The following is a 24,752-nucleotide window of genomic DNA, read 5'->3' as shown; positions in this document are numbered from 1 at the left end:
ACGCTCGTTGCCGTTTTTAGTGGTTGCACCCTCTCCCGTGGGAGAGGGCTGGGGTGAGGGCACCAGACCGCAACCTCCGGTAAGCGCAGCGCCACCGGGCAAATTACTTGATTCGTCTGATTTTCCCGCTAAGGTATTCTCACTAAATTCAAGGAAATCAGCGATGAGCAAACCAGCCCGGGCCACCATCAGCGACGTGGCGAAAGCCGCCAAAACCGGTAAAACCAGTATTTCACGCTACCTTAACGGCGAGAAACACCTGCTGTCCGACGCATTGCTGGCGCGTATTGAACAGGCCATTGCCGATCTCGACTACCGTCCCAGCCTCATGGCGCGCGGGCTCAAACGCGGCCGCACCCGCCTTATCGGGCTTATCATCGCCGATATCACCAACCCCTATTCCGTTAACGTCCTCAGCGGTATTGAAGCCGCCTGTCGCGAGAAGGGGTTCACGCCGCTGGTCTGTAATACCAACAACGAAGTTGACCAGGAGCTGCATTACCTCGATCTGCTGCGCAGCTATCAGGTCGAAGGGATTGTGGTGAACGCGGTGGGCATGCGGGAAGAGGGTTTAAACCGCCTGCAGCAGTCCTCTCTGCCTATGGTCCTCATCGACCGTAAAATCCCGGAATTTGCCTGCGATGTGGTCGGTCTGGATAACACCCAGGCAGCCACTACCGCCACCGAACATCTGATCGAACAGGGCTTCGAGGCCATTCTGTTTCTGAGTGAACCGTTAGGGATGGTCAATACCCGTCGCGAGCGCCTGAGCGCATTTCGCACCACGCTGGAGCGATATCCCGGCGTGATCGCCGAAAATGCCGAAACGCCGCTTCACGAAGCTGACCAGCTCGATAACACCCTGCGCCAGTTCCACACGCGCCATCGCGGTATGCGCAAAGCCGTTATCTCCGCCAACGGGGCGCTGACGCTTCAGGTCGCCCGCTCGCTCAAGCGCATTGGCCTGCACTGGGGCAGCGATATCGGTCTGCTGGGGTTTGATGAACTGGAGTGGGCGGAGCTGGCGGGCGTCGGCATTACTACCCTTAAACAACCCACCTGGCAGATTGGCTATGCTGCTGTTGAACAAGTAGTTCGTCGCATTGAAGGTACCAGCGATGCCGTTCGCGAGCAGGTCTTCTCCGGCGAGCTGATCGTTCGCGGCTCCACGGCGCGTTAATTTTCCCTTGTGATACCGATCATAAATTCGACATCCTGACCTTTTCTTTGGAACCGGTTCCATCTAGCGTAATAGTATTGATATGTTGCGATGGAGTCCGAAGATGGGCAGGAAAATTATGGTGGTCACCGCCGCGTACGGTGCGGAACAGGTGCGACAGGCGGGCGGTCAGCGGGCAATGCTTCCTGTGATTGCAGGCGCAGGGGCAGACGGCGTGGAGATCCGCCGGGAATTGTTCAACAGCGAAGAGCTGCTGGCGCTGCCTGCGCTGGGAGAATCCATTGAGCTGCTCGGCCTGCTGGCGTGCTACTCCGCCCCCGCCGCCCTGTTTATGCCTGACGGCACCCTCAACCCGGACCTGACCCGCTATCTCTCTGAGGCCAGCACCCTGAACGCCCTGTGGCTGAAGGTTTCCCTGGGCCATTTCCGCGACGCGCAGCCTCTCGACGCCCTGCGTACCCTGCTGAACGCAAGCGGCATGGCGCTGGTCGTGGAGAACGATCAGACCGACTGCGGACAGCTCGCGCCGATGCAGCGCTTCCAGACCGCCTGCCGGGAAATGGCCTTACCCGTCACGCTGACCTTCGATATGGGCAACTGGCTGTGGGTTGGCGATTCTCCTGAAGAGGCCGCGCGTCATCTGGCCCCTGCGGTGAGCTATATCCACGTGAAAGCCGTCGTGCCGCACAAAGATAACTTCCGCGCCGTGGCGCCGGACCACGCCGATGCGCGCTGGCTGGATCTGCTCGGCCAGCTGCCTGCCGATGCCCCGCGCGGTATCGAGTTCCCGCTGGAAGGGACGGATTTAACCGCCGTTACCCGCCATTACGTCAACCTGCTGCGCGAGGAGTAAACCATGCACAAGACGCTGGATGTCATCACGATTGGCGAAGCCATGGCAATGTTTGTCGCCACTGAAACGGGCGAACTGAGCGCGGTAGAGCACTTTATCAAACGCGTGGCGGGCGCAGAGCTGAACGTCGCAACCGGCCTGGCGCGTCTCGGCCTGAACGTGGGCTGGGTCAGCCGCGTGGGGGATGACAGCTTTGGCCATTTCGTTCTCGATTCGCTGAAAAAAGAGGGTATTGATGCCGCCGGCGTCACTCTCGACGGACGCTTCCCGACCGGCTTTCAGCTTAAATCTAAGGTCGAAAATGGAACCGATCCCATCGTGGAGTATTTCCGTAAGGGATCGGCCGCAAGCCACCTCTCAGTGGCGGATTACCACGCCGACTATTTCGCCTCCGCGCGCCATCTGCACCTGAGCGGCGTGGCGGCAGCGCTGTCCGCCAGCTCGTATGAGCTGCTGGATCACGCGGCAGCCACTCTGAAAGCCCAGGGAAAAACAATCTCTTTCGATCCGAACCTGCGTCCGGTGCTGTGGAAAAGCGAAGCGGAAATGGTCGAGAAGCTCAACCGTCTGGCGTTCCAGGCGGACTGGGTTCTGCCGGGCCTGAAAGAAGGGATGATCCTGACCGGAGAAAGCACGCCGGAAGGCATTGCCGATTTCTACCTGAATAAAGGGGTAAAAGCGGTGGTGCTGAAGACCGGTGCCGATGGCGCATGGTTCAAGACGGCCGACGGCCAACAGGGCGCGGTCGCGGCGGTGAAGGTTGAGAACGTTGTCGACACCGTCGGCGCGGGCGACGGTTTTGCCGTGGGCGTGATTAGCGCCCTGCTGGAAGGCAAAACGCTGCCGCAGGCCGTGGCGCGGGGCAACAAGATTGGCTCGCTGGCCATTCAGGTGCAGGGCGACAGCGAAGGATTACCCACGCGAGCAGAGCTCGGCATTTAAATTCCCTCTCCCTGTGGGAGAGGACCAGGGTGAGGGCAGCAAGCCGCACCAAATAATTAAGCCACCGTGTACCCTACAGACAACGGCGGTAACAACCTCAACAACAGAGGCAAGCCTATGAACAGTTCGACCAATGCAGTAAAACGCTGGTGGTACATCATGCCTATCGTGTTTATCACGTACAGCCTGGCGTACCTTGACCGTGCCAACTTCAGCTTCGCGTCCGCAGCGGGGATCACCGAAGACCTCGGGATCACCAAAGGTATCTCCTCCCTGCTGGGTGCCCTCTTCTTCCTGGGCTACTTCTTCTTCCAGATCCCGGGCGCGATTTATGCAGAACGCCGCAGCGTGCGTAAGCTGATCTTCGTCTGTCTGATCCTGTGGGGCGCCTGCGCGTCACTGACCGGCGTGGTGAACAATATTCCTGCCCTGGCCGCCATTCGCTTTATCCTCGGCGTCGTTGAGGCGGCGGTCATGCCGGCAATGCTGATCTACATCAGCAACTGGTTTACCAAATCTGAACGCTCGCGCGCGAATACCTTCCTGATCCTCGGTAACCCGGTCACGGTGCTGTGGATGTCGGTGGTGTCTGGCTACCTGATCCAGTCCTTCGGCTGGCGCGAAATGTTTATCATCGAAGGGGTCCCGGCAGTGATCTGGGCATTCTGCTGGTGGGTGCTGGTGAAGGATAAACCTGCCCAGGCGAAATGGCTTTCCGAAGACGAAAAAGCGGCGCTGCAGGCGCAGCTGGATAAAGAACAGCAAGGTCTGAAGGCGGTACGCAACTACGGTGAAGCCTTCCGCTCGCGCAACGTGATCCTGCTCTGCGCGCAGTACTTTACCTGGAGCATTGGCGTGTACGGTTTTGTGCTGTGGCTGCCGTCGATTATCCGCAGCGGCGGCGAAAACCTCGGCATGGTAGAAGTGGGCTGGCTCTCTTCCGTACCGTATCTGGCCGCGACCATCGCCATGATCGTCGTCTCCTGGGCGTCAGACAAGCTGCAGAACCGAAAATTGTTTGTCTGGCCGCTGCTGCTGATCGCTGCTTTTGCCTTTATCGGCTCGTGGGCCGTGGGTGCAAATCACTTCTGGGCCTCTTATACCCTGCTGGTGGTCGCCGGTGCCGCCATGTATGCCCCGTATGGTCCGTTCTTTGCCATCATCCCGGAAATGCTGCCGCGTAACGTCGCGGGTGGCGCGATGGCATTAATTAACAGTATGGGTGCGCTGGGGTCGTTCTGCGGCTCCTGGTTCGTCGGTTATCTGAACGGTGCCACCGGTAGTCCGTCCGCATCGTACATTTTTATGGGGGTGGCGCTTTTCGCCTCCGTGTGGCTTACTCTGATTGTTAAGCCTGCTAATAATCAACAACACCCTGTCGGCGCACGCCACGCCTGAATCCTTAAAAATCAACGGAGATTAGCATGAAGCCGTCCGTCATTTTGTACAAAGCGCTGCCGGAAGATCTGCAGAAACGCCTTGAAGAACACTTCACCGTCACGCAGGTGAAGAACCTGAGCCCGGAAACCGTGGCGCAGCACGCCGAAGCGTTCGCCAGCGCCGAAGGCCTGCTGGGTTCAAGCGAGAAAGTGGATGCCGCCCTGCTGGAGAAAATGCCGAAGCTTCGTGCTACCTCTACCGTTTCCGTGGGTTACGACAATTTCGATGTGGATGCCCTTAACGCCCGCAAGATCCTGCTGATGCATACGCCACATGCCCTGACGGAAACCGTGGCCGATACGCTGATGGCGCTGGTACTCACCACGGCACGTCGCGTGGTGGAAGTAGCCGAGCGCGTCAAAGCGGGCGAATGGACAAAAAGCATTGGACCGGACTGGTTCGGCGTGGACGTTAACGGCAAAACGCTGGGCATTGTTGGCATGGGGCGCATTGGGCTAGCACTGGCGCAGCGCGCGCATTTTGGTTTTAACATGCCGATTCTGTATAACGCGCGTCGCCATCACAGTGAAGCCGATGAACGCTTCAACGCCCGCTACTGCGAGCTGGATACCCTGCTGGAGGAAGCCGACTTTGTTTGTCTGGTTCTGCCGCTGACGGACGAAACGCGTCATCTGATTGGCAAATCCGCATTTGAAAAAATGAAGAAATCCGCCATTTTCATCAACGCGGGTCGCGGCCCGGTGGTGGATGAGAAGGCGCTGATTGAAGCTCTGCAGAACGGCGAGATCCATGCCGCGGGTCTGGACGTGTTTGAACAGGAGCCTCTGCCGGTGGATTCCCCGCTGCTGGCAATGCCAAACGTCGTCGCCCTGCCCCACATCGGCTCAGCCACCCATGAGACGCGCTACAACATGGCGGCCACTGCGGTCGATAACCTTATCGCCGCCCTAAGCGGAAAGGTGGAGATAAACTGCGTGAACCCGCAGGTGCAACGATAGAAACGAAAAAACCCGCCAGAAGGCGGGTTTTTGAATTTTGTGCTACTGGGTTGGAAGCTTACAGGCTTACAACGTTACCAGCTGCTGGGCCTTTAGCGCCGCTTTCGATGGTGAAGGAAACTTTCTGACCTTCGTCCAGAGATTTGTAGCCATCGTTCTGGATAGCAGAGAAGTGTACGAACACGTCTTTAGAGCCATCGTCAGGAGTGATGAAGCCGAAACCTTTATCAGCGTTGAACCATTTTACCAGACCAGTCATTTTAGCAGACATAGAAATTACCTTATTAACAAATATATTGAGCCTTCCGGCTTGATGGATTGCGTTACAGATTTTTAAGCGATGAAGGAAGGGTCACAACGAAGGGTATCTATGGATAACAATCTGGACTGCTTTACTAAACTGCTTTAGGTCTGTGTAACAAACCGACGGGGATAGTTATACCGATGTGGTAGAAGAATGACAAGCGTTATTTTCCATAAGCATAAAAAACCCCGCCGGAAGCGGGGTTTTTTTCGGTTTATTCTGTGGCCGTGACGGCGGCACTCCAGGCCTGGCTAAAGGCCTGATGCTGGGAGGCCAGCGGCCCAATCAGCGTATTGTACTGGCTTGCCTGCTGCGAGGTCGGGAACTGAATGCCGTTGGCAACGAAGCTCACCTGAGTATCCTGCTGGGCAATAAAGTCGCCCACCTGAACCAGCTGCTGCGTGAAGATTTGCGCGGCCGGAATCAGCGGTTGCAGCGCTTCAGACGGTTTCGTCACCACTTTCTCGTACACTTTGTCGAAGACAGGTTTGAGATCGTCACCCTGCTTCAGCGCAGAACGTGACGCATCAGCCTGCATTTTCGCATTCTGCAACTGCTGGCTCAGCACGCCAAGCGCACCGTTGGACTGGCGAAGCGGTTCACGCTGCGTCATATAATCCTGCGGAACGCGAATGGCGTTCACGCTATCCACTACCGGGCGGATACCGGAATCCATCGCCTGGCTCACCTGCTGTGAATAACCATAAAGAATGGCGTAATCGGACACGAAGGGGCCAAACTGTTTTTTCTGATCCGCAGTCAGCGTCGGCAACCGCTCGCCGCTGCGCATCACTGTATTCTGCAGAAAATCGATAAACGCTTTGCGCTGATCGCCTTCTTTATCAAAACACCCACTCAGGCTAACAACCATCAACAACGCCGCAATAGGCGCAAACCAGCGAGAGCAGGACATTCCTGTCGCCATTTTATTACTCCTTTCACCCAAAAAAGCGCACACCGGCACACGCGTGCCCGACGCTGACAAGGATAGTCCAGGTCAGCCTTGCAAGATACTCTTTTCATGCAAAACGGCTATTGCCGATTTATTTCTTACCATTTACAAAAAAATACCTGCCGAAGCCGACATATGACTAATCAGGTAATTAGTATAACTATCCATATCGCTGAATCGGGTAAAGCGATCGTTACCGCACGATTAATCACACCCGTGACGATCCTGAGTTCGTATTAGGGACTATTCTTAACTGGCTCTCTGATGTTCTTGATCACGATGTGAGATTTAAGAGGAGTCCTCAATGGAATATAAAGATCCTGAGTTTGAGCTGCTGAGCAGCCTGGAACAGATCATTTTTAAAGACGTACCGCAGACGATTACCCTGCAACAAAAATCCAATCCCTTTACAGAATATGAGCAATTGCGCAAAGGGACAGGACTGAAAACCGAAGAATTCGCCAGAGCGATGGGTGTCAGCGTGGCTATGGTGCAGGAGTGGGAGTCAAAACGTGAGAAACCCACCCCAACCGAGTTAAGGCTGATGCGCCTGATTCAGGCCAACCCTGCACTCAGCAAACAGATAGCGTAGTGAAGATTGAATGCCCCCGCCTCTGCGGGGGCTTGTGTTTTAAAGGCTCTCGCAACGCCAGCCCGCCTCTTCCCATACCCATTCATGCGTTAACGTTAAGCCTCTTAAAAAAGCCTCGTCGTGTGATACCACCAGCAGAGCTCCGGGGAAACCGGCCAGCGCCGCTTCAATGGCCTGGACCGAGGCCAAATCCAGATGGTTGGTAGGTTCATCCAGCAGCAGAAGCTGGGTAGCCTCCGCGCGCCAAAGCACGCAGGCCAGGGCGGCCTTAAGACGCTCTCCGCCGCTCAGCTCCGCCAGCGGAAGCGTAACTTTGTCGGCACCCAGTTGAAGCTGTGCCAGACGGGTTCGCAATACCCCCTCGTCCAGAGGCGTATGACTCAGGTTGAGATGCGTCATGACCGACTGCGAAAGATCGAGCCGGGAAAGATGCTGGTCGAGATAAGCACAGCTGACTGAAACCCTACAGGTACCCGAACGGGGAGTAATCTCGCCGAGGAGGATTTTTAACAGCGTCGATTTGCCGCAGCCGTTCGGTCCCTTTAACGCCACGCGCATCGGTCCGTCCATTCGCAAGTTGAGCGGAGGAACAGGCACATGCGGCAGCACCAGTTCCTCCAGCACCAGCACCTGCTTCCCCTCCGGGATCTGACTCCCCGGCAGGGTGAACATTACCGGGTTATCTTCCTCAACGCGTTCACGCGCCTTATTTACCGCGGCGTTCAGGGCTTCATTTTGCTCGCTGTGCTGTTTTTTCCAGGAGCCGATCCGCTCCTTTGCCGCGCCTTTATATTTGACCCGCTCGAACGACGCGATATTCAGGGTATCGACGGTGCGCAATGTCTTTGCCGAACGCCGCTGGCTATCGTCATGCTCTTTTTGCATGCGTACCCGGGTGCGTTTGCGCTCGGTTGCCGCATGTTCCAGCGCCGCGCGGGCCGCCTGCTGTTCGGCATCGCGCTGGGTTTGATAATCCGCATAATTCCCGCCGTAGCTGCGCAGATCCGAGGCGCTCAGCTCAAGGATACGCGGCACCTGCTCCAGAAGTTCGCGGTCATGGGAGGCTACCAGCACGCCGCCCTGAAAACGGTGGAGCTGGTCGTAGAACCACGCCCGGCCCTGTCGGTCCAGATGGTTAGTGGGCTCGTCCAGCAGCATGAAATCCGCCTCAGCCGTAAACGCCCCGCACAGCAGGGCGCGAATGCGCTCGCCGCCGCTGAGTTCGCCGGCGGGTTTATCCGGATCAAACGGTGGGAGCTGCGCATTGATAAACGCCTCGCTCAGGCGCTCGGCAACATCCCAGTGGCCGTCGAGCATGTCCAGATCGTCAGGCTGGTAATCGCCGCTGTCGATGCGCTTACGCGCCGCAAAAATCGCGTCATACCCGAGCAGTTCAGCAAGCGTCGTCTGCGGCGAAATGAGGTGCTGCTGCGCCACCCAGGCATGCGAGCCAAAGCGTTCAATATGACCGGAAGCCGGTTCATCCAGCCCCGCCAGCAGACGCAGCAGACGCGTTTTCCCGCTGCCGTTGCGGCCAACCAGCGCGCACAGGGAGGGTTCGAGCGTGAGATTCAGCGGACCAAAAAGGGTATCGCCCGTCGGAAACTGACAGGTGACCTGATGCAAAATAAAAGAAGGGGACTGCGCAAAATGAGCCATAAGCACTCCTGAATGAAATCAAAACATCCCCTGCCGACGCGGTGGCGTTTAGCAAGGATCGAAATTCATCAGTCGTGTTTGTTCATTTTTGGGGGGCGCTCCAGCGCGAGAAAGTTAACACGTTAAGGATAGCGGTAATGCGTTGACGGTTTCAAGGTTAAATTTTGGTCGAATTGTACTCCCTCTCCCTTTGGGCTGAGGGATCCCCACCAAATATTGTCTGCACTGACGGCCCCCTCTCCCTTGAGGGAGAGGGCTGGGGTGTGGGGAAGCATACGGCTCTGGTAGTCATTCCGTTCACTTTATGTTCCTTGCTACTCTGTAAAGACAATACCCGTGAACGTGCCAGGGTGGCTCAGTCGCCACCACCCTGGCTACCCGGGCTCCCGGCGGTAAATCGCCGCTACGCGGTACCTTCGGCTTATTCCTTCCGGCTTATCGGGGACGGGCGGAGGTAACATCCATGTAAAGCCCGCCCTCTCGGCGCATCCATGCGCCTCGCCCCGGCCTGCAGGAAACGCCTCAGCGATTTACAGCCGGACCATAGCGTCGCTGTAAGACCTCTGCCCGCAGTATGCTTTTCATTGCGGTAATTTTGCGAGTCTCTTTCCAGAAATGGTAATATCCTCAGTTGCATAGCTCAAATCTATTGCCGCCTGTTTTGATGAGCAGTAAGTTCTCTTTGCACCTGCAAAATCAGGTGCCGGGTTTAGCATCCTGGCTTATCTTATCGGCGGCACATTATGTGCAGCATGCTTTGCTACATCTCAATGGTGGGCTGAGCAGGGGCATCGAAAGATGCGCCGGTATCCGATAAGGCCGGTAATGCTAACTCTGTTCAGTCCACCACCAGCGAAGTTAGCATTTCCGGTGGTGGAAGCTTTATCACTTATCGGAGGCTGCCAATATGGCTACTACCCCAACCCAAGCTCATTCTTTATTCACCCTGCCCTTCAACCACGCCACCGACTTCACCGAACTGGCGGATAACTGCGAACGTTTTACCGACGCACTGGTAGATTGCGAAGAACCCGCCCCAAAAATGGCGCTTTACGGCAGACTTTATGCCTGTCTGAATCTTCTGCAACCCACGCTTCTGGAACCTGTTCCGGACGCTTTAAAAGCCAGCCTGACCGTGAAGGAACTCCCGTCACGCGTTCCGGCTTTCGAACCCGAATGCGATCAGCTGGGGCGCTACTGTCAGGAGCTTACGCAGATGCTGATGAACGGCTCACTGCCGCGACAATCTGAAATCGTTATGGAAGATTTGCTGTGCGAGCTGGTCAGCTACTTTGCCGATACGCTGAAGGCACCGCGCTGGCTGCAGACAGACGAAGGCACAATCGCGATCGGCTAAACCTGCCGGATGGCGCTGCGCTCATCCGGCCTACAAAAGACCCATAAAAAAACCCGCCGAAGCGGGTTTTTAGCATTTGTAACAGCGGGCCCATTACTGCAGCAGCGAAATATCCGCCACGCGCAGGAACAGCTCGCGCAGTTTATCGAGCATAGAGAGACGGTTAATACGCAGCTCTTTATCTTCTACGTTCACCATCACTTTCTCGAAGAAGGCGTCGATCACGTCACGCAGCTCGGCCAGCTCCACCAGCGCTTCCTGGTAGCGACCTTCCGTGAAGTACGGCTCGAGCTTGTCGCGCAGCACCACAACCTGCATCGCCAGAGCGATCTCTTCCGGCTCTTTCAGGGTTGCGGCGTTCACGCGCTCGTTCAGCGTCTCGTCGGATTTCGCCAGAATGTTGGATACACGCTTGTTGGCCGCGGCCAGGGCAGATGCCGCTTCCAGGGTACGGAAGTGGGAAACCGCCTTCATACGCGCATCGAAATCAGCCGGACGGGTCGGACGACGCGCCAGCACCGCCTGAATGGTGTCAACGGTGTAACCTTCGTCCTGATACCACGCGCGGAAACGACCGAGCATAAAGTCGATCACATCATCCACAACGTTCGCGTTGGTCAGCTTGTTGCCGTACAGACGCACCGCTTCTTCGGTCAGGGTCTGCAGATCGAGGTTCAGGTTCTTCTCAACGATGATACGCAGCACGCCCAGCGCGGCACGACGCAGCGCAAACGGGTCTTTATCGCCTTTCGGATGCTGGCCGATACCGAAGATACCCGCCAGGGTGTCCATCTTATCGGCAATTGCGACGGCACATGCAACCGGGTTGGACGGCAGCTCGTCACCCGCAAAGCGCGGCTGATACTGCTCATTCAGGGCAACGGCTACGTCTTCCGCTTCGCCATCGTGACGCGCGTAGTGCATACCCATCACGCCCTGGGTGTCGGTGAATTCGAACACCATGTTGGTCATCAGGTCGCACTTGGACAGCAGGCCTGCACGCGTCGCGTGGTTGACGTCTGCACCGATTTCACGGGCAATCCAGCCGGACAGCTCCGCAATGCGGTCGGTCTTGTCGCGCAGCGTGCCCAACTGCTGTTGGAACAGCACGGTCTGCAGGCGCGGCAGGTTATCTTCCAGACGCTTTTTACGGTCGGTGTTGAAGAAGAACTCTGCATCCGCCAGACGCGGACGAACGACTTTCTCGTTACCGGAGATAATCTGGATAGGATCTTTCGATTCAATGTTTGCCACGAAGATGAAGTTTGGCAGCAGCTTGCCGTCGTTGGCATAGACCGGGAAGTACTTCTGGTCACCCTTCATGGTGTACACCAGCGCTTCAGCCGGAACGGCCAGGAATTTCTCTTCGAACTTCGCGGTCAGCACAACCGGCCATTCAACCAGAGAGGTCACTTCTTCCAGCAGGCTTTCGCTCAGGTCGGCGTTACCGCCAATCTGGCGCGCCGCTTCTTCAGCGTCCGCTTTGATTTTGGCTTTACGCTGTTCGTAGTCGGCAATGACCTTACCGCGCTCCAGCAGGATCTGCGGATACTGGTCGGCATTGTCGATGGTGAACTCTGGCTCGCCCATAAAGCGGTGGCCGCGGATCACCCGATCGGACGCCACGCCCAGAATGGTCGCCGGGATAACGGTATCGCCCAGCAGCAGGGTCACGGTGTGAACCGGACGCACGAAGTGCACGTCGGACGCGCCCCAGCGCATCAGCTTAGGAATCGGCAGCTTTGCCAGAGACGTGGCAATCATATCCGGCAGCAGCGCTTCCGCGCTTTCGCCTTTCACGTGCGCACGGTACAGCAGCCACTCGCCTTTATCCGTGGTCAGACGTTCGGCCTGATCAACGGTGATGCCGCAGCCGCGCGCCCAGCCTTCAGCCGCTTTGCTCGGCTTGCCTTCCGCGTCAAACGCCTGGGCAATCGCCGGGCCACGTTTTTCGACTTCGCGATCCGGCTGAGACGCCGCCAGATTTGCCACTTTCAGCGCCAGACGGCGAGGTGCGGCAAACCACTCAATTTTACCGTGTGCCAGGCCAGCGTTATCCAGCTCAGCGGTCACGTTCGCAGCGAAAGATTCAGCCAGGCTGCGCAGGGCTTTTGGTGGCAGCTCTTCGGTGCCGATTTCCACCAGGAAAGTTTTCTCAGACATGGCCGCCTCTTATTTGTTTCGGTTGCACATCGGGAAGCCAAGGGCTTCACGGGACGCGTAGTAAGCTTCTGCAACGGCTTTGGTCAGGGTACGAATACGCAGAATGTAGCGCTGACGTTCAGTCACGGAGATGGCTTTGCGGGCGTCCAGCAGGTTGAAGCTGTGGGCGGCCTTCAGAATACGCTCGTAGGCAGGCAGAGGCAGCGGAGTCTCCAGCGCCAGCAGCTGCTGCGCTTCTTTCTCGTACTGCTCGAAGCAGGTGAACAGGAAGTCCACGTCCGCGTATTCGAAGTTATAGGTGGATTGCTCCACTTCGTTCTGATGGAACACGTCGCCGTAGGTGGTTTTACCCAGCGGGCCGTCGCTCCAGACCAGGTCGTAAACGCTGTCTACGCCCTGAATGTACATCGCCAGACGTTCCAGACCGTAGGTGATTTCACCGGTGATTGGCTTACATTCCAGACCGCCAACCTGCTGGAAGTAAGTGAACTGAGTCACTTCCATGCCGTTCAGCCACACTTCCCAACCCAGACCCCAGGCACCCAGCGTTGGGTTTTCCCAGTTATCTTCCACGAAACGGATGTCGTGAATGGTTGGATCCATACCCAGCTCTTTCAGCGACCCGAGGTACAGTTCCTGAATGTTGTCGGGTGATGGCTTAATCACCACCTGGAACTGATAGTAATGCTGCAGACGGTTCGGGTTTTCACCGTAACGACCATCGGTCGGACGACGGGAAGGCTGCACATACGCGGTCGCCATTGGCTCTGGCCCCAACGCGCGCAGGCTGGTCATCGGGTGTGAAGTGCCGGCGCCGACTTCCATGTCCAAAGGTTGAACAATGGTACAGCCCTGACGAGCCCAGTAATCCTGTAAGGTCAGGATCAGGCCCTGGAAGGTCTTGGTATCAAACTTTTGCATAGTATTTCGTGCTGGATACGTGTGGTTTTAAATGGAAGGGACCAGTATACCCGCTGGCTGCAAGATATACAGTACGAAACGGGGTTGTTTAGGGAAAATTGGGGAAATAAGCCTTCCGGCCAGAACGCTGACGGCGTCTGGCTGTTGATTATACGAGCAGGCTAGCGCATGGAGAGGTGTAAAAACTGACCATCCGCATCAAACGAGCAGACAAAGCCCTCTTTACGCGCCGTATATCCTCTTAGTTCATAGCTGCCCTGAAAGCGCTCGAATCCGATGACGTTAATTTTCTGAATGTCCGAGTTATAGCGGCGGGCGGCCTTGTCCTTGCAGAGAGACTCCATATTCAACGAACGTTCCGGGCTCATTTTACCCTGCTGCGCTTTTTGCACAGGTGCTTCTTGCGACGCGCTGCATCCCGCCAGGATCACCAGCAGAAAGAGTGACGCCACACGCTTCATCATCATTTTTATTACCGCCCTGGTCAGTGGCTGTTATTTTTAGTATCAAAGCTTTTATAGATTAAGGTCCGGCATTCTGCGAATCTCGCGGCCTCCCTACAAGCCTGCTGAATAAAACTCAGAATTTTCCAAGCGAAGACTTTTGGACAATGGCAGTCACACTCAATTTACAGGGAATACGAGGAACTGATGCAGTCAAAAATTAACTGGATTGATAACCTGCGAGGAATAGCGTGTCTGATGGTGGTCATGATCCACACGACGACCTGGTACGTCACGAATGCCCACAGCATCAGCCCCGTTAACTGGGATATCGCCAATATTCTCAACTCTGCGTCACGCGTCAGCGTGCCGCTGTTCTTTATGATTTCCGGCTTTCTCTTTTTTGGCGAGCGTAGCGCGCAGCCGCGGCACTTCATCCGCATCGCGGCCTGTCTGGGGTTCTACAGCGCCGTTGCCCTGCTCTATATCACGCTGTTCACCTCCATTAACGCCGGGCTATCGCTGAAATACGTGCTGCAAAAACCGGTGTTCTACCACCTGTGGTTCTTCTTCGCCATTATCGTTATCTATCTGGTGTCCCCGCTCATCCAGGTAAAACACGTCAGCGGAAAAATGCTTTTAGCCCTGATGGTGGTGATTGGCATTGTTGCCAACCCGAATACGCTCTCACAGAAAATCGACGGATTTGAGTGGCTGCCGGTCAATCTCTATATCAACGGCGATACTTTTTACTACGTGCTTTACGGCATGCTGGGGCGCGCCATCGGGATGATGGACACGCAAAAACGCGGTCTGAACTGGCTCTGCGGGGCGCTGTTTATCGCTGGCGTGGCGGTGATTTCGCGCGGGACGCTGTACGAGCTGCAGTGGCGCGGCAATTTTGCCGATACCTGGTATTTGTATTGCGGGCCGATGGTCTTTATCTGTGCCGTTTCGCTGCTCACGCTCGCCAAAAATACCCTGAACGCGCGCGCCCTGCCCGTACTCAGTCTTATCTCGCGCCACTCTCTCGGGATTTACGGTTTTCACGCGCTGGTGATCCACGCGCTGCGCACGAGAGGCGTTGAGCTAAAAAGCTGGCCGGTGCTGGATATCGTCTGGATTTTTGCCGCCACGCTGGCGATCAGCCTGCTGCTGTCGATGCTGCTGCAAAAAATAGACGTTCGCCGCTTCGTCAGCTAATGCTTCGCTGCCGGGCGCGATGGTACTGGCGCGGGGAGGAAAACCCCGCCGCCAGTGAAGCCTGCTCCACGCCGCGCCCCTGCAGTAGCCACTGCTCCGCCACCGCCAGACGCAGCTGTTCCAGATAATCGCGAACGCTAATCCCTAAATGTGACTGGAAAAGCCGGGTGAGATGACGCGGGCTGACGTGCGCCAGTGCAGCAATGTCAGGCAAGCTCCACGCTTTTTGCGGCTCGGCGGTGAGCGCATCCTGCGCCCGATGGATCGCCGGATGAAGATGATTGCGGTAGCGCAGCCACGGGGATAGCTGGGGATCGTCACCGGAACGGCGGAACCAGACCACCATTTCGCGCGCCACGGCCAGCGCCTTTTCAGGGCCGCACAGGCGGTTAATCATGTGCAGCGCCAGATCGATGCCAGACGTGATCCCCGCGCTGGTCCAGATGTTCTCATCCTGCACAAAGATGCGGTTTTCTTTAATCGTCGCCGTGGGGGCCGCGGTGCGTAAACGGCTAATAACGTCATGATGGGTCGTGCACTGCCGGTTGTTCAACAGGCCCGATTTCGCCGCCAGCAAGGCCCCTGAACAGACGCACATCACGGTGATTTCCTGGCGCTGGATCTGCGGCTGCAGGCACATCAGCCAGTGCTGGATCTGCTGCGCCTGTGGCGTTGAGAACTGACTGCGGGAGTCGCTCACACCCGGCAGCACCAGCAGGCTGCCTTCCGTGAGACGCTCCGGCAGCGGCTGAATGCCGCTCATCGTCAGGCCAATGGACGTCGGAACCTCAGATTGCGGGCCAATGTAATGCGGGCGAAACGCGTCGCCAGCCAGCACAAAGGTCTCTGCCGGGCCGGTCATGTCTAATGACAGCACCCCGGGCAACATCACGAACCAGACGTCGATGCTCATTACAGGGACTCCAGCGTCTCCGCTACCGTTTTAATCTCGGCAAAACGCCCGGACAGTACCGTCTCGGTACGATGGCGAATTTCCGCTGCGCTAAGGGTTATCCCCTTGTACGTCATGGGAAACGTCAGCGTTGCCTCACTAACAAAGGTCACAGCATAACCCAGATCGGAAGCCACCCGGGCGGTGGTTTCACAGCATTGCTCAGTACGAATTCCGCAGATAATCACACTGTTGATATCACGCTCGCGCAGCCAGCGGTCAAGCCCGGTATCCGTGAAGGCATTATGGACGTGTTTCTGGAAAACCACATCCGGCTGATGACGCAAAAAGGCCATCGGTTTGACATAGCCGCTTTCCAGAGTGAAAGGACCGTCTTCATCCACGTGAAAAATATCAACGACCGGAATATTGCGCGCCTGGCAGCCTTCAATCAGCCCCAGCATCGCCTGCTGAAAGGCAGGAATTTCGTCCTCCTGCCAGTAATTGCGGTGATGGAAGGACTGCTGAGTATCGATGTTTATTAATGCGATGCGTGACATGATAAATCTCCTCGCCAGTGGGTGTGGCACCATACTGGCAAGGAAATGAAGGCACGCACAGACCAAAAAAGGACATCCTCGTGCCTCTCCCGGACAAGCGTATTTACGACATCAGAGGCAGCAGCTGCTGGTAGATTTTACGGAATACCGCGCGCCTTTCCGCGTACCGCGCATGGTTTGCCGCGTCAGGGAAATGCGCCTGTTCAAGGGTAAGCTGAGGCAGCAGTTGTGAAAGTGGTTTTTCCGGGTTCATAGCAATCTGCGCCAGACGCGCGGCGCCGAGCGCGGGGCCGACATCGCCACCGGTGCGGAAATCCAGCTGCAACCCGCTGATATCCGACAGCATCTGTCGCCAGTAAGGGCTTCGCGCACCGCCGCCAATCAGGGTGACGCTCGTCGGTTCCAGGCCGCAGTCGTGCACCACGTCCATCCCGTCGGCCAGCGCATAGCCCACGCCTTCGAGAACCGCACGCGCCAGCTCTGCCGGGCCATGCTGATGGGTTAAGCCAAAGAACACCCCTTTCGCTTCCGGGTTGTTGTGCGGCGTACGCTCGCCGGAAAGATACGGTAAAAACCAGACGGTACCCGCAGCGTCATCCGCCTGCTGGGCTGCGGAAATGAGCGCCGGAACGTCGGCCATGCCGGTGAGTTTTGCCGCCCAGTCCAGGCAGGACGCTGCGCTGAGCATCACCGACATCAAATGCCATTTCCCTGGAAGGGCATGACAGAAACTGTGCACAGCGCTTTCAGGATTACTGCGATACCCGTCGCTGACGGCAAAATAGACGCCAGACGTTCCCAGTGACAGCATCGCCTGGCCCGCCTCAACCATGCCGACACCGACAGCGCCCGCCGCGTTATCGCCGCCCCCGGCCACCACCGGTACGGCAGGCATATTCCAGCGCTCAGCAACAGCTGGCAGCAGTGCGCCTGTCACCTCACAGCCTTCGTACAGCGCGGGCATATGTTCCCGGGTCAGATGGCAGGCATCCAGCATCGCCTCGCTCCAGTCGCGCTTCGCCACGTCGAGCCACATGGTGCCCGCGGCATCGGACATGTCGCTGGCGAAATCGCCCGTCATGCGAAAACGCAGATAGTCTTTCGGCAGCAGGACTTTCGCCACCTGCTGGAAAATCTCCGGTTCATGGCGCTGCACCCACAGCAATTTGGGCGCAGTAAAGCCGGGCATCATCAGGTTACCGGTAATCTCGCGGGAATTGGGTACGCGTTCCTCAAGAAGCGCACACTCTTCCGCACAGCGGCCATCGTTCCAGAGGATCGCAGGACGCAACACACGATGCTGGCTATCGAGCAGCGTAGCGCCGTGCATTTGTCCGGCAATCCCCAGCGCTTTCACGTCGCGCAGGCTGTGCTGCTCACCTAAGGCTTTGATTGCGCGATCCGTCGCCTGCCACCACTGTTCCGGATCCTGTTCCGACCACAGCGAATGCGGACGTGAAACCTGCAGCGTTTCCGTCTGCGTTGCTAACACGTCGCCCTGCTCGCTCAACAGGATAGCTTTCACACCCGATGTGCCAAGATCGATCCCGATATACATTACAGTGACTCCTTTAACAGAAATGCCCGGTGGCGTTAACGCTTACCGGGCCTACATGCATCTTCAGCTCAATCACTTATCAAACAGATAGTGGTTTACGAGATTTTCCAGCAGTTCCTGGTGCCCGCTCTGGTGCTGCGGTGCCAGCTGATGTTGTTCAGCGTACTTCGCAATTTCCGCCAGCGATAACTGACCTTTCAAGATTTGCTGGCCCAGCTCACTGTTCCAGCCGCTGTAACGCTTCGCCACGCGCTTATCCAGTTCGCCGTCTTCAATCATGCGCGCGGCCACTTTCAGCGCCAGCGCCATGGTGTCCATCGCGCCAATGTGGCCGTAGAACAGATCGTATTTGTCGGTGCTCTGACGACGTACCTTGGCGTCAAAATTCAGGCCGCCGGTGGTGAAACCGCCCGCTTTGACGATCTCGTACATCACCAGGGCATTCTCTTCCACGCTGTTCGGGAACTGATCGGTGTCCCAGCCCAGCTGTGCATCGCCGCGGTTCGCATCGACAGAGCCGAAAATGCCCAGCGCAATGGCAGACGCGATCTCGTGATGGAAAGAGTGGCCCGCCAGCGTGGCGTGGTTGGCTTCAATGTTCACTTTAATCTCTTTTTCCAGACCGAACTGCTTCAGGAAGCCATACACCGTCGCCACGTCGTAGTCATACTGGTGCTTGGTCGGTTCCTGCGGTTTCGGCTCGATCAGCAGCGTGCCGCGGAAGCCGATTTTGTGCTTATGGTCGACAACCATCTGCATAAAGCGGCCAATCTGCTCGCGCTCCTGACGCAGGTCGGTGTTCAGCAGCGTTTCATAACCTTCACGGCCACCCCACAGGACATAGTTCTCGCCACCCAGCTGATGCGTAGCGTTCATTGCCGTCACCACCTGCGTGGCTGCCCAGCTAAACACTTCCGGATCCGGATTGGTTGCCGCGCCCGCGCCGTAGCGTGGGTTGGTGAAGCAGTTTGCCGTGCCCCAGAGCAGCTTCACGCCGCTTTGCTGCTGTTTCGCCGCCAGTACATCCACCATCTGCGCAAAATTGTTCAGATACTCTTTCAGCGACGCCCCTTCCGGCGACACGTCCACGTCATGGAAGCAGTAGTACGGCACGTTTAGCTTGTGGAAGAACTCAAATGCGACATCGGCTTTGCGCTTTGCCAGCTCAATGGCCTCACCCGGCTGCTGCCACGGGCGGTCAAAGGAACCCACGCCGAACATATCGGCGCCGTTCCAGCAGAAGGTATGCCAGTAACAGGCGGCAAAGCGCAGATGATCTTCCATGCGCTTACCCAGCACCAGCTCATCCGGGTTGTAGTGACGAAATGCTAAAGGATTGGTCGTTTTTGGGCCTTCGTAACGAACACGATCGAGTTGGTCGAAATAAGCTTGCATATTGAGCTCCATAATCAGGGTATGCGGCGAGTCGTTGATACAGGAGTAATAGTGAATAGACATTTTGGGTTGCTCAATTACGTTATTTCACACTGCTATTGAGAGAATGCACAACTGTGCGCTGGCTCGCAAAATGATGCGTAGACAAACTATTTTTCGGCGCGTATTCCAGAATCAAATGTAATTAAGACGTTACGTATTTTAAAATCCGATCGCGGTCATAAATTCAGAAATAAACCAAATATCATAATGAGAAGATAAAAATCTGTAATTGCCAGCCCGCCTTTCCGCGTTAAAAATTTGCTGCGTCTCAGCAGTGAATGTTTCTTTTATCTCAGCAACACATACCCCTACAAAAAGGCCTAATAATTATGAAGATAAAGAACCTGACTCTAACGCTCTGCGCTACGCTCCTCCTTGCAAGCTTTGCAGGACATGCCAAAGAGGTCAAAATTGGTATGGCGATTGACGACCTCCGCCTGGAGCGCTGGCAAAAAGATCGCGATATTTTTGTGAAGAAAGCAGAATCCCTCGGCGCCAGCGTGTTTGTTCAGTCGGCTAATGGCAATGAAGAAACACAAATGTCGCAGATCGAGAATATGATCAACCGTGGCGTCGATGTTCTGGTCATTATCCCCTATAACGGCCAGGTATTAAGTAACGTGGTGAAAGAAGCCAAACAGGAAGGCATAAAAGTCCTGGCCTATGACCGCATGATTAATAATGCGGATATTGATTATTATATTTCGTTCGACAATGAAAAAGTCGGGGAATTACAGGCGCAAAGCCTGATCGACAAAGTGCCTCAGGGCAATTATTTTCTGATGGGCGGCTCTCCGGTAGATAACAACGCCAAACTGTTCCGCGAAGGGCAAATGAAAGTCCTTAAGCCGTACATCGATAACGGGAAAATTAAAGTGGTTGGCGATCAGTGGGCCGACGGCTGGCTGCCAGAAAACGCGCTGAAAATTATGGAAAACGCGCTGACGGCCAACAACAACAAAATTGATGCGGTTGTGGCCTCCAACGATGCCACTGCAGGCGGTGCTATCCAGGCCCTGAGCGCGCAGGGGCTGGCCGGAAAAGTCGCCATTTCAGGACAGGATGCCGATCTGGCTGGCGTAAAACGCATTATCGCAGGCACCCAAACCATGACGGTCTACAAACCGATTACCCAGTTGGCCAATACGGCGGCGGAAATCGCCGTGGAGCTGGGCAATGGCAAACAACCTAAAGCAGATGCAACGCTGAATAACGGCCTGAAAGACGTTCCAGCTCGCCTGCTCACGCCGATTGAAGTCAATAAAGAGAACATTGACGCCACCGTGGTTAAAGACGGTTTCCACAAGAAGAGCGAACTGTAATCCGGCGCGGCCCCTGCTCTGCGGGGGCGCATCACGTTGTACTGTTCTTCCCTCGGGTTATGTGGAGCGGTTATGCCCTATTTACTTGAAATGAAAAGCATCACCAAGCGCTTCGGCACGGTGAAAGCCGTCGATAACGTTAGCCTCCGGTTGAACCCCGGCGAAGTGGTTTCACTGTGCGGCGAGAACGGCTCGGGCAAGTCGACGCTGATGAAAGTGCTGTGCGGGATCTACCCACACGGCAGCTACGAAGGCGAAATCATCTTTGCCGGCGAAGTGATTCAGGCGACACACATCCGCGATACCGAACGCAAAGGCATCGCCATCATCCACCAGGAGCTGGCGCTGGTGAAGCATCTCACCGTGCTGGAGAACATTTTCCTCGGGGCCGAAATTTCCCACCGCGGCGTGCTGGATTACGACACCATGACGCTCCGCTGCGAAAAGCTGCTGGCGCAGGTGAGCCTCAACATTTCACCGGATACCCGCGTGGCGGATCTGGGCCTCGGGCAACAGCAGCTGGTCGAAATAGCGAAGGCGCTAAATAAACAGGTCAGGCTGCTGATCCTTGATGAGCCCACGGCCTCACTTACCGAACAGGAAACCGCGGTTCTGCTCAACATCATCCGCGATCTGCAAAACCACGGCATCGCCTGCATCTACATTTCACACAAGCTGAACGAGGTTAAAGCCATTTCGGATACCATCTGCGTGATCCGCGACGGGCAGCACATCGGCACGCGTGAAGCCGCCGGGATGAGCGAAGATGACATCATCACCATGATGGTAGGGCGCGAGCTTACGGCGCTCTACCCGAATGAGCCTCACACCAAAGGTGATGAAGTGCTGCGCGTGGAAAACCTGACCGCGTGGCACCCCGTTAACCGCCATATCAGGCGCGTCAATAACGTCTCGTTTTCTCTGCACAGCGGCGAAATTCTTGGTATTGCCGGGTTAGTCGGCGCCGGGCGCACGGAGGCCGTACAGTGTCTCTTTGGCGTGTGGCCGGGGCGCTGGGAGGGCACGATTTATATCGACAGTCAGCCGGTGAAAATCGATAACTGCCAGCAGGCGATTGCCCACGGCATTGCCATGGTGCCGGAAGATCGTAAGAAAGACGGCATCGTACCGGTGATGGCTGTGGGTAAAAACATTACGCTTGCGGCACTCGATCGGTTCTCCGGCGCGCTGAGCAGCCTGGACGACGCCGCCGAGCAGCAGTGCATCCTCCAGTCGCTTGCCCGGCTGAAGGTCAAAACCTCCTCGCCGGAACTGGCGATTGGCCGCCTGAGCGGGGGAAACCAGCAGAAGGCGATTCTGGCGCGCTGCCTGCTTCTCAATCCACGCATATTAATCCTTGATGAGCCGACGCGCGGGATTGATATCGGTGCCAAATATGAAATCTACAAACTGATTAATCAGCTTGTACAGCAAGGGATTGCCGTCATTGTCATTTCGTCTGAGTTACCCGAAGTGCTCGGCCTGAGCGACCGCGTGCTGGTCATGCACGAGGGAAAACTGAAAGCCAACCTGATTAACCAGAACCTGACGCAGGAGCAGGTGATGGAAGCCGCTTTAAGGAGCGAACGTCATGTCGAAAAGCAATCCGTCTGATATCAAAGTCGCTGTTCCGACGCCCGGTGCATTCGCGGGGCTAAAAGCGCTTAACCTGCAGGTTTTCGTGATGATCGCGGCCATTATCGTCATCATGCTGTTCTTTACCTGGATGACCGATGGCTCGTACTTAAGCGCGCGTAACGTCTCCAACCTGCTCCGCCAGACCGCCATCACCGGCATTCTGGCCGTGGGCATGGTGTTCGTGATTATCTCCGCGGAGATCGACCTGTCGGTCGGGTCGATGATGGGTCTACTCGGCGGCGTGGCGGCGATTTTTGACGTCTGGCTCGGGTGGCCGCTGCCGCTGACCGTGGCGGTCACGCTGGTGCTGGGTCTGGTTCTGGGTGCCTGGAACGGCTGGTGGGTTGCCTACCGTAAGGTGCCATCGTTCATTGTCACCCTGGCGGGGATGCTGGCCTTTCGCGGGATCTTAATTGGCATCACTAATGGCACCACCGTCTCCCCGACCAGTGCAGCCATGTCGCAGATTGGCCAGAGTTACCTCTCAGATAGCGTGGGCTTTACCCTCGGTGTGGTGGGGTTGTTGGGGTTTGTCGCGTGGCAGTGGCGTGGACGCATGCGTCGTCAGGCGCTGGGGCTGGCTTCTCCGGCGTCAACCTCGGTGGTGGGGCGTCAGGCGCTCACGGCGGTCATTGTGTTGGGCGCCATCTGGCTTTTAAACGACTATCGCGGTGTCCCGACACCCGTCCTGCTGCTGGCGCTTTTACTGCTGGCCGGTATGTTTATGGCGACGCGCACCGCGTTTGGCCGCCGTATTTATGCCATAGGCGGCAACCTTGAAGCTGCCCGCCTCTCGGGTATCAATGTCGAACGTACCAAGCTGGCGGTCTTCGCCATTAACGGCCTGATGGTCGCTATCGCCGGGCTGATCCTCAGCTCGCGTCTGGGCGCCGGTTCTCCCTCCGCCGGTAACATCGCCGAGCTGGATGCTATCGCCGCCTGCGTCATTGGCGGCACCAGCCTCGCAGGGGGTATCGGGAGCGTGGCGGGCGCGGTCATGGGCGCATTTATCATGGCGTCGTTGGATAACGGGATGAGTATGATGGACGTCCCGACGTTTTGGCAGTATATCGTCAAGGGGGCGATTCTTTTACTGGCAGTCTGGATGGACTCGGCCACCAAGCGACGGGCCTGATAACCTTATTGTGACTTAATTGGGAAGTGAGCCATGTTTGAAAAGCGTCACCGCATTACGTTGTTATTCAATGCCAATAAAGCCTATGACCGTCAGGTGGTGGAAGGCGTGGGTGAATATTTGCAGGCGTCGCAATCCGAATGGGATATTTTTATTGAAGAAGATTTTCGCACCCGTCTGGAGAACATCAAAGACTGGCTGGGCGATGGCGTCATCGCCGACTATGACGATCCCGTCATCGAACAGCTGTTGACCGACGTCGACGTCCCGATTGTGGGCGTCGGCGGCTCCTATCATGCGCCCGAACACTATCCGCCGGTCCACTATATTGCCACCGATAACCATGCCCTGGTCGAGGCCGCCTTTCTCCATTTAAAAGAGAAAGGCGTCCATCGCTTCGCGTTTTATGGTTTACCCGCCACCAGCGGCAAGCGCTGGGCCGTTGAGCGTGAACACGCGTTTTGCCAGCTGGTCGCGCAGGAGAAGTATCGCGGCGTGGTCTATCAGGGGCTGGAAACCGCCCCGGAAAACTGGCAGCACGCGCAAAACCGCCTCGCTGACTGGCTGCAAACGCTGCCGCCGCAAACCGGCATTATTGCCGTGACGGACGCGCGCGCGCGGCACGTGCTGCAGGTCTGCGAACACTTACACATTCCGGTGCCCGAAAAGCTGTGCGTGATTGGCATCGATAACGAAGAACTGACCCGCTATCTGTCTCGCGTGGCGCTCTCCTCCGTTGCTCAGGGCACGCGTCAGATGGGCTATCAGGCGGCGAAGCTGCTGCATCGTCTGCTGGATAAAGAGTCCCTGCCGCTTCAGCGCCTGCTGGTGCCTCCTGTTCGCGTCGTAGAACGCCGCTCAACCGATTATCGCTCCTTGAGCGATCCGGCCGTCATTCAGGCCATGCACTATATTCGCAACCACGCCTGTAAAGGGATTAAGGTCGATCAGGTGCTGGATTCGGTGGGCATTTCGCGTTCGAATCTGGAGAAGCGCTTTAAAGAAGAGGTGGGCGAAACCATTCATGCCGTCATCCATGCGGAAAAGCTGGAGAAAGCACGCAGCCTGCTCATCTCCACGTCGCTGTCGATCAACGAAATCTCGCAGATGTGCGGTTACCCGTCTCTGCAATATTTCTATTCGGTGTTTCGCAAAGAGTATGATACCACGCCGAAAGAGTACCGGGATCGCCACAGCGAGGTGCTGATTTAGAAAAGAAAACGCCTTCCAGCGGAAGGCGTT

The 24,752-nt window shown here is 56.6% G+C and carries 22 protein-coding genes and 1 pseudogene; 13 read left to right on the top strand and 10 right to left on the bottom strand.

The window, feature by feature from the left end; genetic code table 11:
• The first annotated feature begins 163 nt into the window (after nt 1-163).
• The 5 genes from INF68_RS12530 to ghrB all read left to right on the top strand — a co-directional run bounded on the left by INF68_RS12530 (nt 164) and on the right by ghrB (nt 5,374).
• Nucleotides 164-1,180, top strand: coding sequence for a LacI family DNA-binding transcriptional regulator (locus INF68_RS12530; RefSeq protein WP_023309954.1), 1,017 nt, complete (start codon nt 164-166; stop codon nt 1,178-1,180).
• A 103-nt stretch (nt 1,181-1,283) separates the two neighbouring features.
• On the top strand, nt 1,284-2,033 hold the full coding sequence (locus INF68_RS12525) for a sugar phosphate isomerase/epimerase (RefSeq protein ID WP_126786469.1): 750 nt from the start codon (nt 1,284-1,286) through the stop codon (nt 2,031-2,033).
• A gap of 3 nt (nt 2,034-2,036) precedes the next feature.
• Entirely contained in the window at nt 2,037-2,975 is a 939-nt protein-coding gene (locus INF68_RS12520) for a sugar kinase (RefSeq protein WP_126786470.1), read from the top strand.
• A 117-nt stretch (nt 2,976-3,092) separates the two neighbouring features.
• Complete coding sequence (locus tag INF68_RS12515; protein WP_023309951.1) at nt 3,093-4,373, top strand: MFS transporter; 1,281 nt, start codon at nt 3,093-3,095, stop codon at nt 4,371-4,373.
• 26 nt (nt 4,374-4,399) lie between these two features.
• Nucleotides 4,400-5,374 (top strand): glyoxylate/hydroxypyruvate reductase GhrB, encoded by a 975-nt coding sequence (gene ghrB / locus INF68_RS12510; protein ID WP_109845852.1) that lies wholly within the window; start codon nt 4,400-4,402, stop codon nt 5,372-5,374.
• A gap of 58 nt (nt 5,375-5,432) precedes the next feature.
• Here ghrB and cspA read toward each other — a convergent pair whose 3' ends face one another.
• Both cspA and INF68_RS12500 read right to left on the bottom strand, forming a co-directional pair.
• Nucleotides 5,433-5,645, bottom strand: a complete 213-nt coding sequence (cspA, locus tag INF68_RS12505) for an RNA chaperone/antiterminator CspA (RefSeq protein ID WP_003860775.1) — start codon at nt 5,643-5,645, stop codon at nt 5,433-5,435.
• A 247-nt stretch (nt 5,646-5,892) separates the two neighbouring features.
• Entirely contained in the window at nt 5,893-6,603 is a 711-nt protein-coding gene (locus INF68_RS12500; protein ID WP_126786471.1) for a DUF3053 domain-containing protein, read from the bottom strand.
• A gap of 331 nt (nt 6,604-6,934) precedes the next feature.
• Between INF68_RS12500 and INF68_RS12495 the strand changes: the two genes are divergently transcribed.
• Nucleotides 6,935-7,222, top strand: coding sequence for an HTH-type transcriptional regulator (locus INF68_RS12495; RefSeq protein WP_008502755.1), 288 nt, complete (start codon nt 6,935-6,937; stop codon nt 7,220-7,222).
• Nucleotides 7,223-7,261: 39 nt separating this feature from the next.
• Here INF68_RS12495 and INF68_RS12490 read toward each other — a convergent pair whose 3' ends face one another.
• Nucleotides 7,262-8,881, bottom strand: a complete 1,620-nt coding sequence (locus tag INF68_RS12490) for an ABC-F family ATP-binding cassette domain-containing protein (RefSeq protein ID WP_126786472.1) — start codon at nt 8,879-8,881, stop codon at nt 7,262-7,264.
• An 836-nt stretch (nt 8,882-9,717) separates the two neighbouring features.
• Between INF68_RS12490 and INF68_RS23445 the strand changes: the two are divergent.
• Nucleotides 9,718-9,900: pseudogene (locus tag INF68_RS23445) on the top strand (hypothetical protein); the annotation flags it as partial.
• Nucleotides 9,828-10,238 carry a hypothetical protein gene (locus INF68_RS12480; protein ID WP_285894856.1) on the top strand — a complete coding sequence of 137 codons (411 nt, stop codon included), beginning with the start codon at nt 9,828-9,830 and terminating at the stop codon, nt 10,236-10,238. The pseudogene INF68_RS23445 and the gene INF68_RS12480, both read left to right, overlap by 73 nt.
• Before the next feature lie 93 nt (nt 10,239-10,331).
• On the opposite strand, the gene glyS is transcribed toward INF68_RS12480, so the two are convergent.
• The 3 genes from glyS to INF68_RS12465 all read right to left on the bottom strand — a co-directional run bounded on the left by glyS (nt 10,332) and on the right by INF68_RS12465 (nt 13,789).
• Nucleotides 10,332-12,401, bottom strand: a complete 2,070-nt coding sequence (glyS, locus tag INF68_RS12475) for a glycine--tRNA ligase subunit beta (protein WP_109845854.1) — start codon at nt 12,399-12,401, stop codon at nt 10,332-10,334.
• 9 nt (nt 12,402-12,410) lie between these two features.
• Nucleotides 12,411-13,322 carry a glycine--tRNA ligase subunit alpha gene (gene glyQ / locus INF68_RS12470; RefSeq protein ID WP_003860141.1) on the bottom strand — a complete coding sequence of 304 codons (912 nt, stop codon included), beginning with the start codon at nt 13,320-13,322 and terminating at the stop codon, nt 12,411-12,413.
• 161 nt (nt 13,323-13,483) lie between these two features.
• Nucleotides 13,484-13,789 (bottom strand): YsaB family lipoprotein, encoded by a 306-nt coding sequence (locus tag INF68_RS12465; RefSeq protein WP_109845855.1) that lies wholly within the window; start codon nt 13,787-13,789, stop codon nt 13,484-13,486.
• Nucleotides 13,790-13,972: 183 nt separating this feature from the next.
• On the opposite strand from INF68_RS12465, the gene INF68_RS12460 reads away from it, so the two are divergent.
• Nucleotides 13,973-14,968 (top strand): acyltransferase, encoded by a 996-nt coding sequence (locus INF68_RS12460; protein WP_109845856.1) that lies wholly within the window; start codon nt 13,973-13,975, stop codon nt 14,966-14,968.
• Here the strand turns inward: INF68_RS12460 and INF68_RS12455 are convergent.
• From INF68_RS12455 to xylA, 4 genes are all read right to left on the bottom strand, one after another.
• Nucleotides 14,961-15,881 (bottom strand): GlxA family transcriptional regulator, encoded by a 921-nt coding sequence (locus INF68_RS12455; RefSeq protein ID WP_109845857.1) that lies wholly within the window; start codon nt 15,879-15,881, stop codon nt 14,961-14,963. The two genes, INF68_RS12460 and INF68_RS12455, sit on opposite strands and share 8 nt — an antisense overlap.
• A complete protein-coding gene (locus tag INF68_RS12450) occupies nt 15,881-16,420 on the bottom strand; it encodes an isochorismatase family protein (protein ID WP_023309941.1) in 540 nt (179 codons plus the stop codon). Before INF68_RS12450 ends, INF68_RS12455 begins: the two co-directional genes overlap by 1 nt.
• A gap of 103 nt (nt 16,421-16,523) precedes the next feature.
• Nucleotides 16,524-17,978, bottom strand: coding sequence for a xylulokinase (xylB, locus tag INF68_RS12445; protein ID WP_109845858.1), 1,455 nt, complete (start codon nt 17,976-17,978; stop codon nt 16,524-16,526).
• Nucleotides 17,979-18,050: 72 nt separating this feature from the next.
• The gene (gene xylA, locus INF68_RS12440) at nt 18,051-19,373 is read right to left on the bottom strand and encodes a xylose isomerase (protein ID WP_109845864.1); all 1,323 of its coding nucleotides are present in this window, start codon (nt 19,371-19,373) and stop codon (nt 18,051-18,053) included.
• A 371-nt stretch (nt 19,374-19,744) separates the two neighbouring features.
• Here xylA and xylF point away from each other — a divergent pair, with 371 nt between their 5' ends.
• From xylF to xylR, 4 genes are all read left to right on the top strand, one after another.
• The gene (gene xylF, locus INF68_RS12435) at nt 19,745-20,737 is read left to right on the top strand and encodes a D-xylose ABC transporter substrate-binding protein (RefSeq protein WP_023309938.1); all 993 of its coding nucleotides are present in this window, start codon (nt 19,745-19,747) and stop codon (nt 20,735-20,737) included.
• Between the two features lie 72 nt (nt 20,738-20,809).
• Entirely contained in the window at nt 20,810-22,351 is a 1,542-nt protein-coding gene (locus tag INF68_RS12430) for a xylose ABC transporter ATP-binding protein (RefSeq protein ID WP_109845859.1), read from the top strand.
• Nucleotides 22,329-23,510 carry a xylose ABC transporter permease XylH gene (gene xylH / locus INF68_RS12425; RefSeq protein ID WP_039261156.1) on the top strand — a complete coding sequence of 394 codons (1,182 nt, stop codon included), beginning with the start codon at nt 22,329-22,331 and terminating at the stop codon, nt 23,508-23,510. Before INF68_RS12430 ends, xylH begins: the two co-directional genes overlap by 23 nt.
• Nucleotides 23,511-23,543: 33 nt before the next feature.
• The gene (xylR, locus tag INF68_RS12420; protein ID WP_023309935.1) at nt 23,544-24,722 is read left to right on the top strand and encodes a D-xylose utilization transcriptional activator XylR; all 1,179 of its coding nucleotides are present in this window, start codon (nt 23,544-23,546) and stop codon (nt 24,720-24,722) included.
• Nucleotides 24,723-24,752 lie beyond the last annotated feature (30 nt).

Source organism: Enterobacter cloacae complex sp. P16RS2 (genome assembly GCF_014982155.1).
Classification (GTDB): domain Bacteria; phylum Pseudomonadota; class Gammaproteobacteria; order Enterobacterales; family Enterobacteriaceae; genus Enterobacter; species Enterobacter cloacae_M.
The sequence above is the reverse complement of the archived record's forward strand: the minus strand, read 5'-3'. Positions and strand labels throughout refer to the sequence as shown.

Excerpts from the sequence above, each read along its gene's own strand:
- INF68_RS12530 (WP_023309954.1), top strand. The coding sequence starts at position 164 with ATGAGCAAACCAGCCCGGGCCACCATCAGCGACGTGGCGAAAGCCGCC.
- INF68_RS12525 (WP_126786469.1), top strand. The coding sequence starts at position 1,284 with ATGGGCAGGAAAATTATGGTGGTCACCGCCGCGTACGGTGCGGAACAG.
- INF68_RS12520 (WP_126786470.1), top strand. The coding sequence starts at position 2,037 with ATGCACAAGACGCTGGATGTCATCACGATTGGCGAAGCCATGGCAATG.
- INF68_RS12515 (WP_023309951.1), top strand. The coding sequence starts at position 3,093 with ATGAACAGTTCGACCAATGCAGTAAAACGCTGGTGGTACATCATGCCT.
- ghrB (WP_109845852.1), top strand. The coding sequence starts at position 4,400 with ATGAAGCCGTCCGTCATTTTGTACAAAGCGCTGCCGGAAGATCTGCAG.
- cspA (WP_003860775.1), bottom strand. The coding sequence starts at position 5,645 with ATGTCTGCTAAAATGACTGGTCTGGTAAAATGGTTCAACGCTGATAAA.
- INF68_RS12500 (WP_126786471.1), bottom strand. The coding sequence starts at position 6,603 with ATGGCGACAGGAATGTCCTGCTCTCGCTGGTTTGCGCCTATTGCGGCG.
- INF68_RS12495 (WP_008502755.1), top strand. The coding sequence starts at position 6,935 with ATGGAATATAAAGATCCTGAGTTTGAGCTGCTGAGCAGCCTGGAACAG.
- INF68_RS12490 (WP_126786472.1), bottom strand. The coding sequence starts at position 8,881 with ATGGCTCATTTTGCGCAGTCCCCTTCTTTTATTTTGCATCAGGTCACC.
- glyS (WP_109845854.1), bottom strand. The coding sequence starts at position 12,401 with ATGTCTGAGAAAACTTTCCTGGTGGAAATCGGCACCGAAGAGCTGCCA.
- glyQ (WP_003860141.1), bottom strand. The coding sequence starts at position 13,322 with ATGCAAAAGTTTGATACCAAGACCTTCCAGGGCCTGATCCTGACCTTA.
- INF68_RS12465 (WP_109845855.1), bottom strand. The coding sequence starts at position 13,789 with ATGATGATGAAGCGTGTGGCGTCACTCTTTCTGCTGGTGATCCTGGCG.
- INF68_RS12460 (WP_109845856.1), top strand. The coding sequence starts at position 13,973 with ATGCAGTCAAAAATTAACTGGATTGATAACCTGCGAGGAATAGCGTGT.
- INF68_RS12455 (WP_109845857.1), bottom strand. The coding sequence starts at position 15,881 with ATGAGCATCGACGTCTGGTTCGTGATGTTGCCCGGGGTGCTGTCATTA.
- INF68_RS12450 (WP_023309941.1), bottom strand. The coding sequence starts at position 16,420 with ATGTCACGCATCGCATTAATAAACATCGATACTCAGCAGTCCTTCCAT.
- xylB (WP_109845858.1), bottom strand. The coding sequence starts at position 17,978 with ATGTATATCGGGATCGATCTTGGCACATCGGGTGTGAAAGCTATCCTG.
- xylA (WP_109845864.1), bottom strand. The coding sequence starts at position 19,373 with ATGCAAGCTTATTTCGACCAACTCGATCGTGTTCGTTACGAAGGCCCA.
- xylF (WP_023309938.1), top strand. The coding sequence starts at position 19,745 with ATGAAGATAAAGAACCTGACTCTAACGCTCTGCGCTACGCTCCTCCTT.
- INF68_RS12430 (WP_109845859.1), top strand. The coding sequence starts at position 20,810 with ATGCCCTATTTACTTGAAATGAAAAGCATCACCAAGCGCTTCGGCACG.
- xylH (WP_039261156.1), top strand. The coding sequence starts at position 22,329 with ATGTCGAAAAGCAATCCGTCTGATATCAAAGTCGCTGTTCCGACGCCC.
- xylR (WP_023309935.1), top strand. The coding sequence starts at position 23,544 with ATGTTTGAAAAGCGTCACCGCATTACGTTGTTATTCAATGCCAATAAA.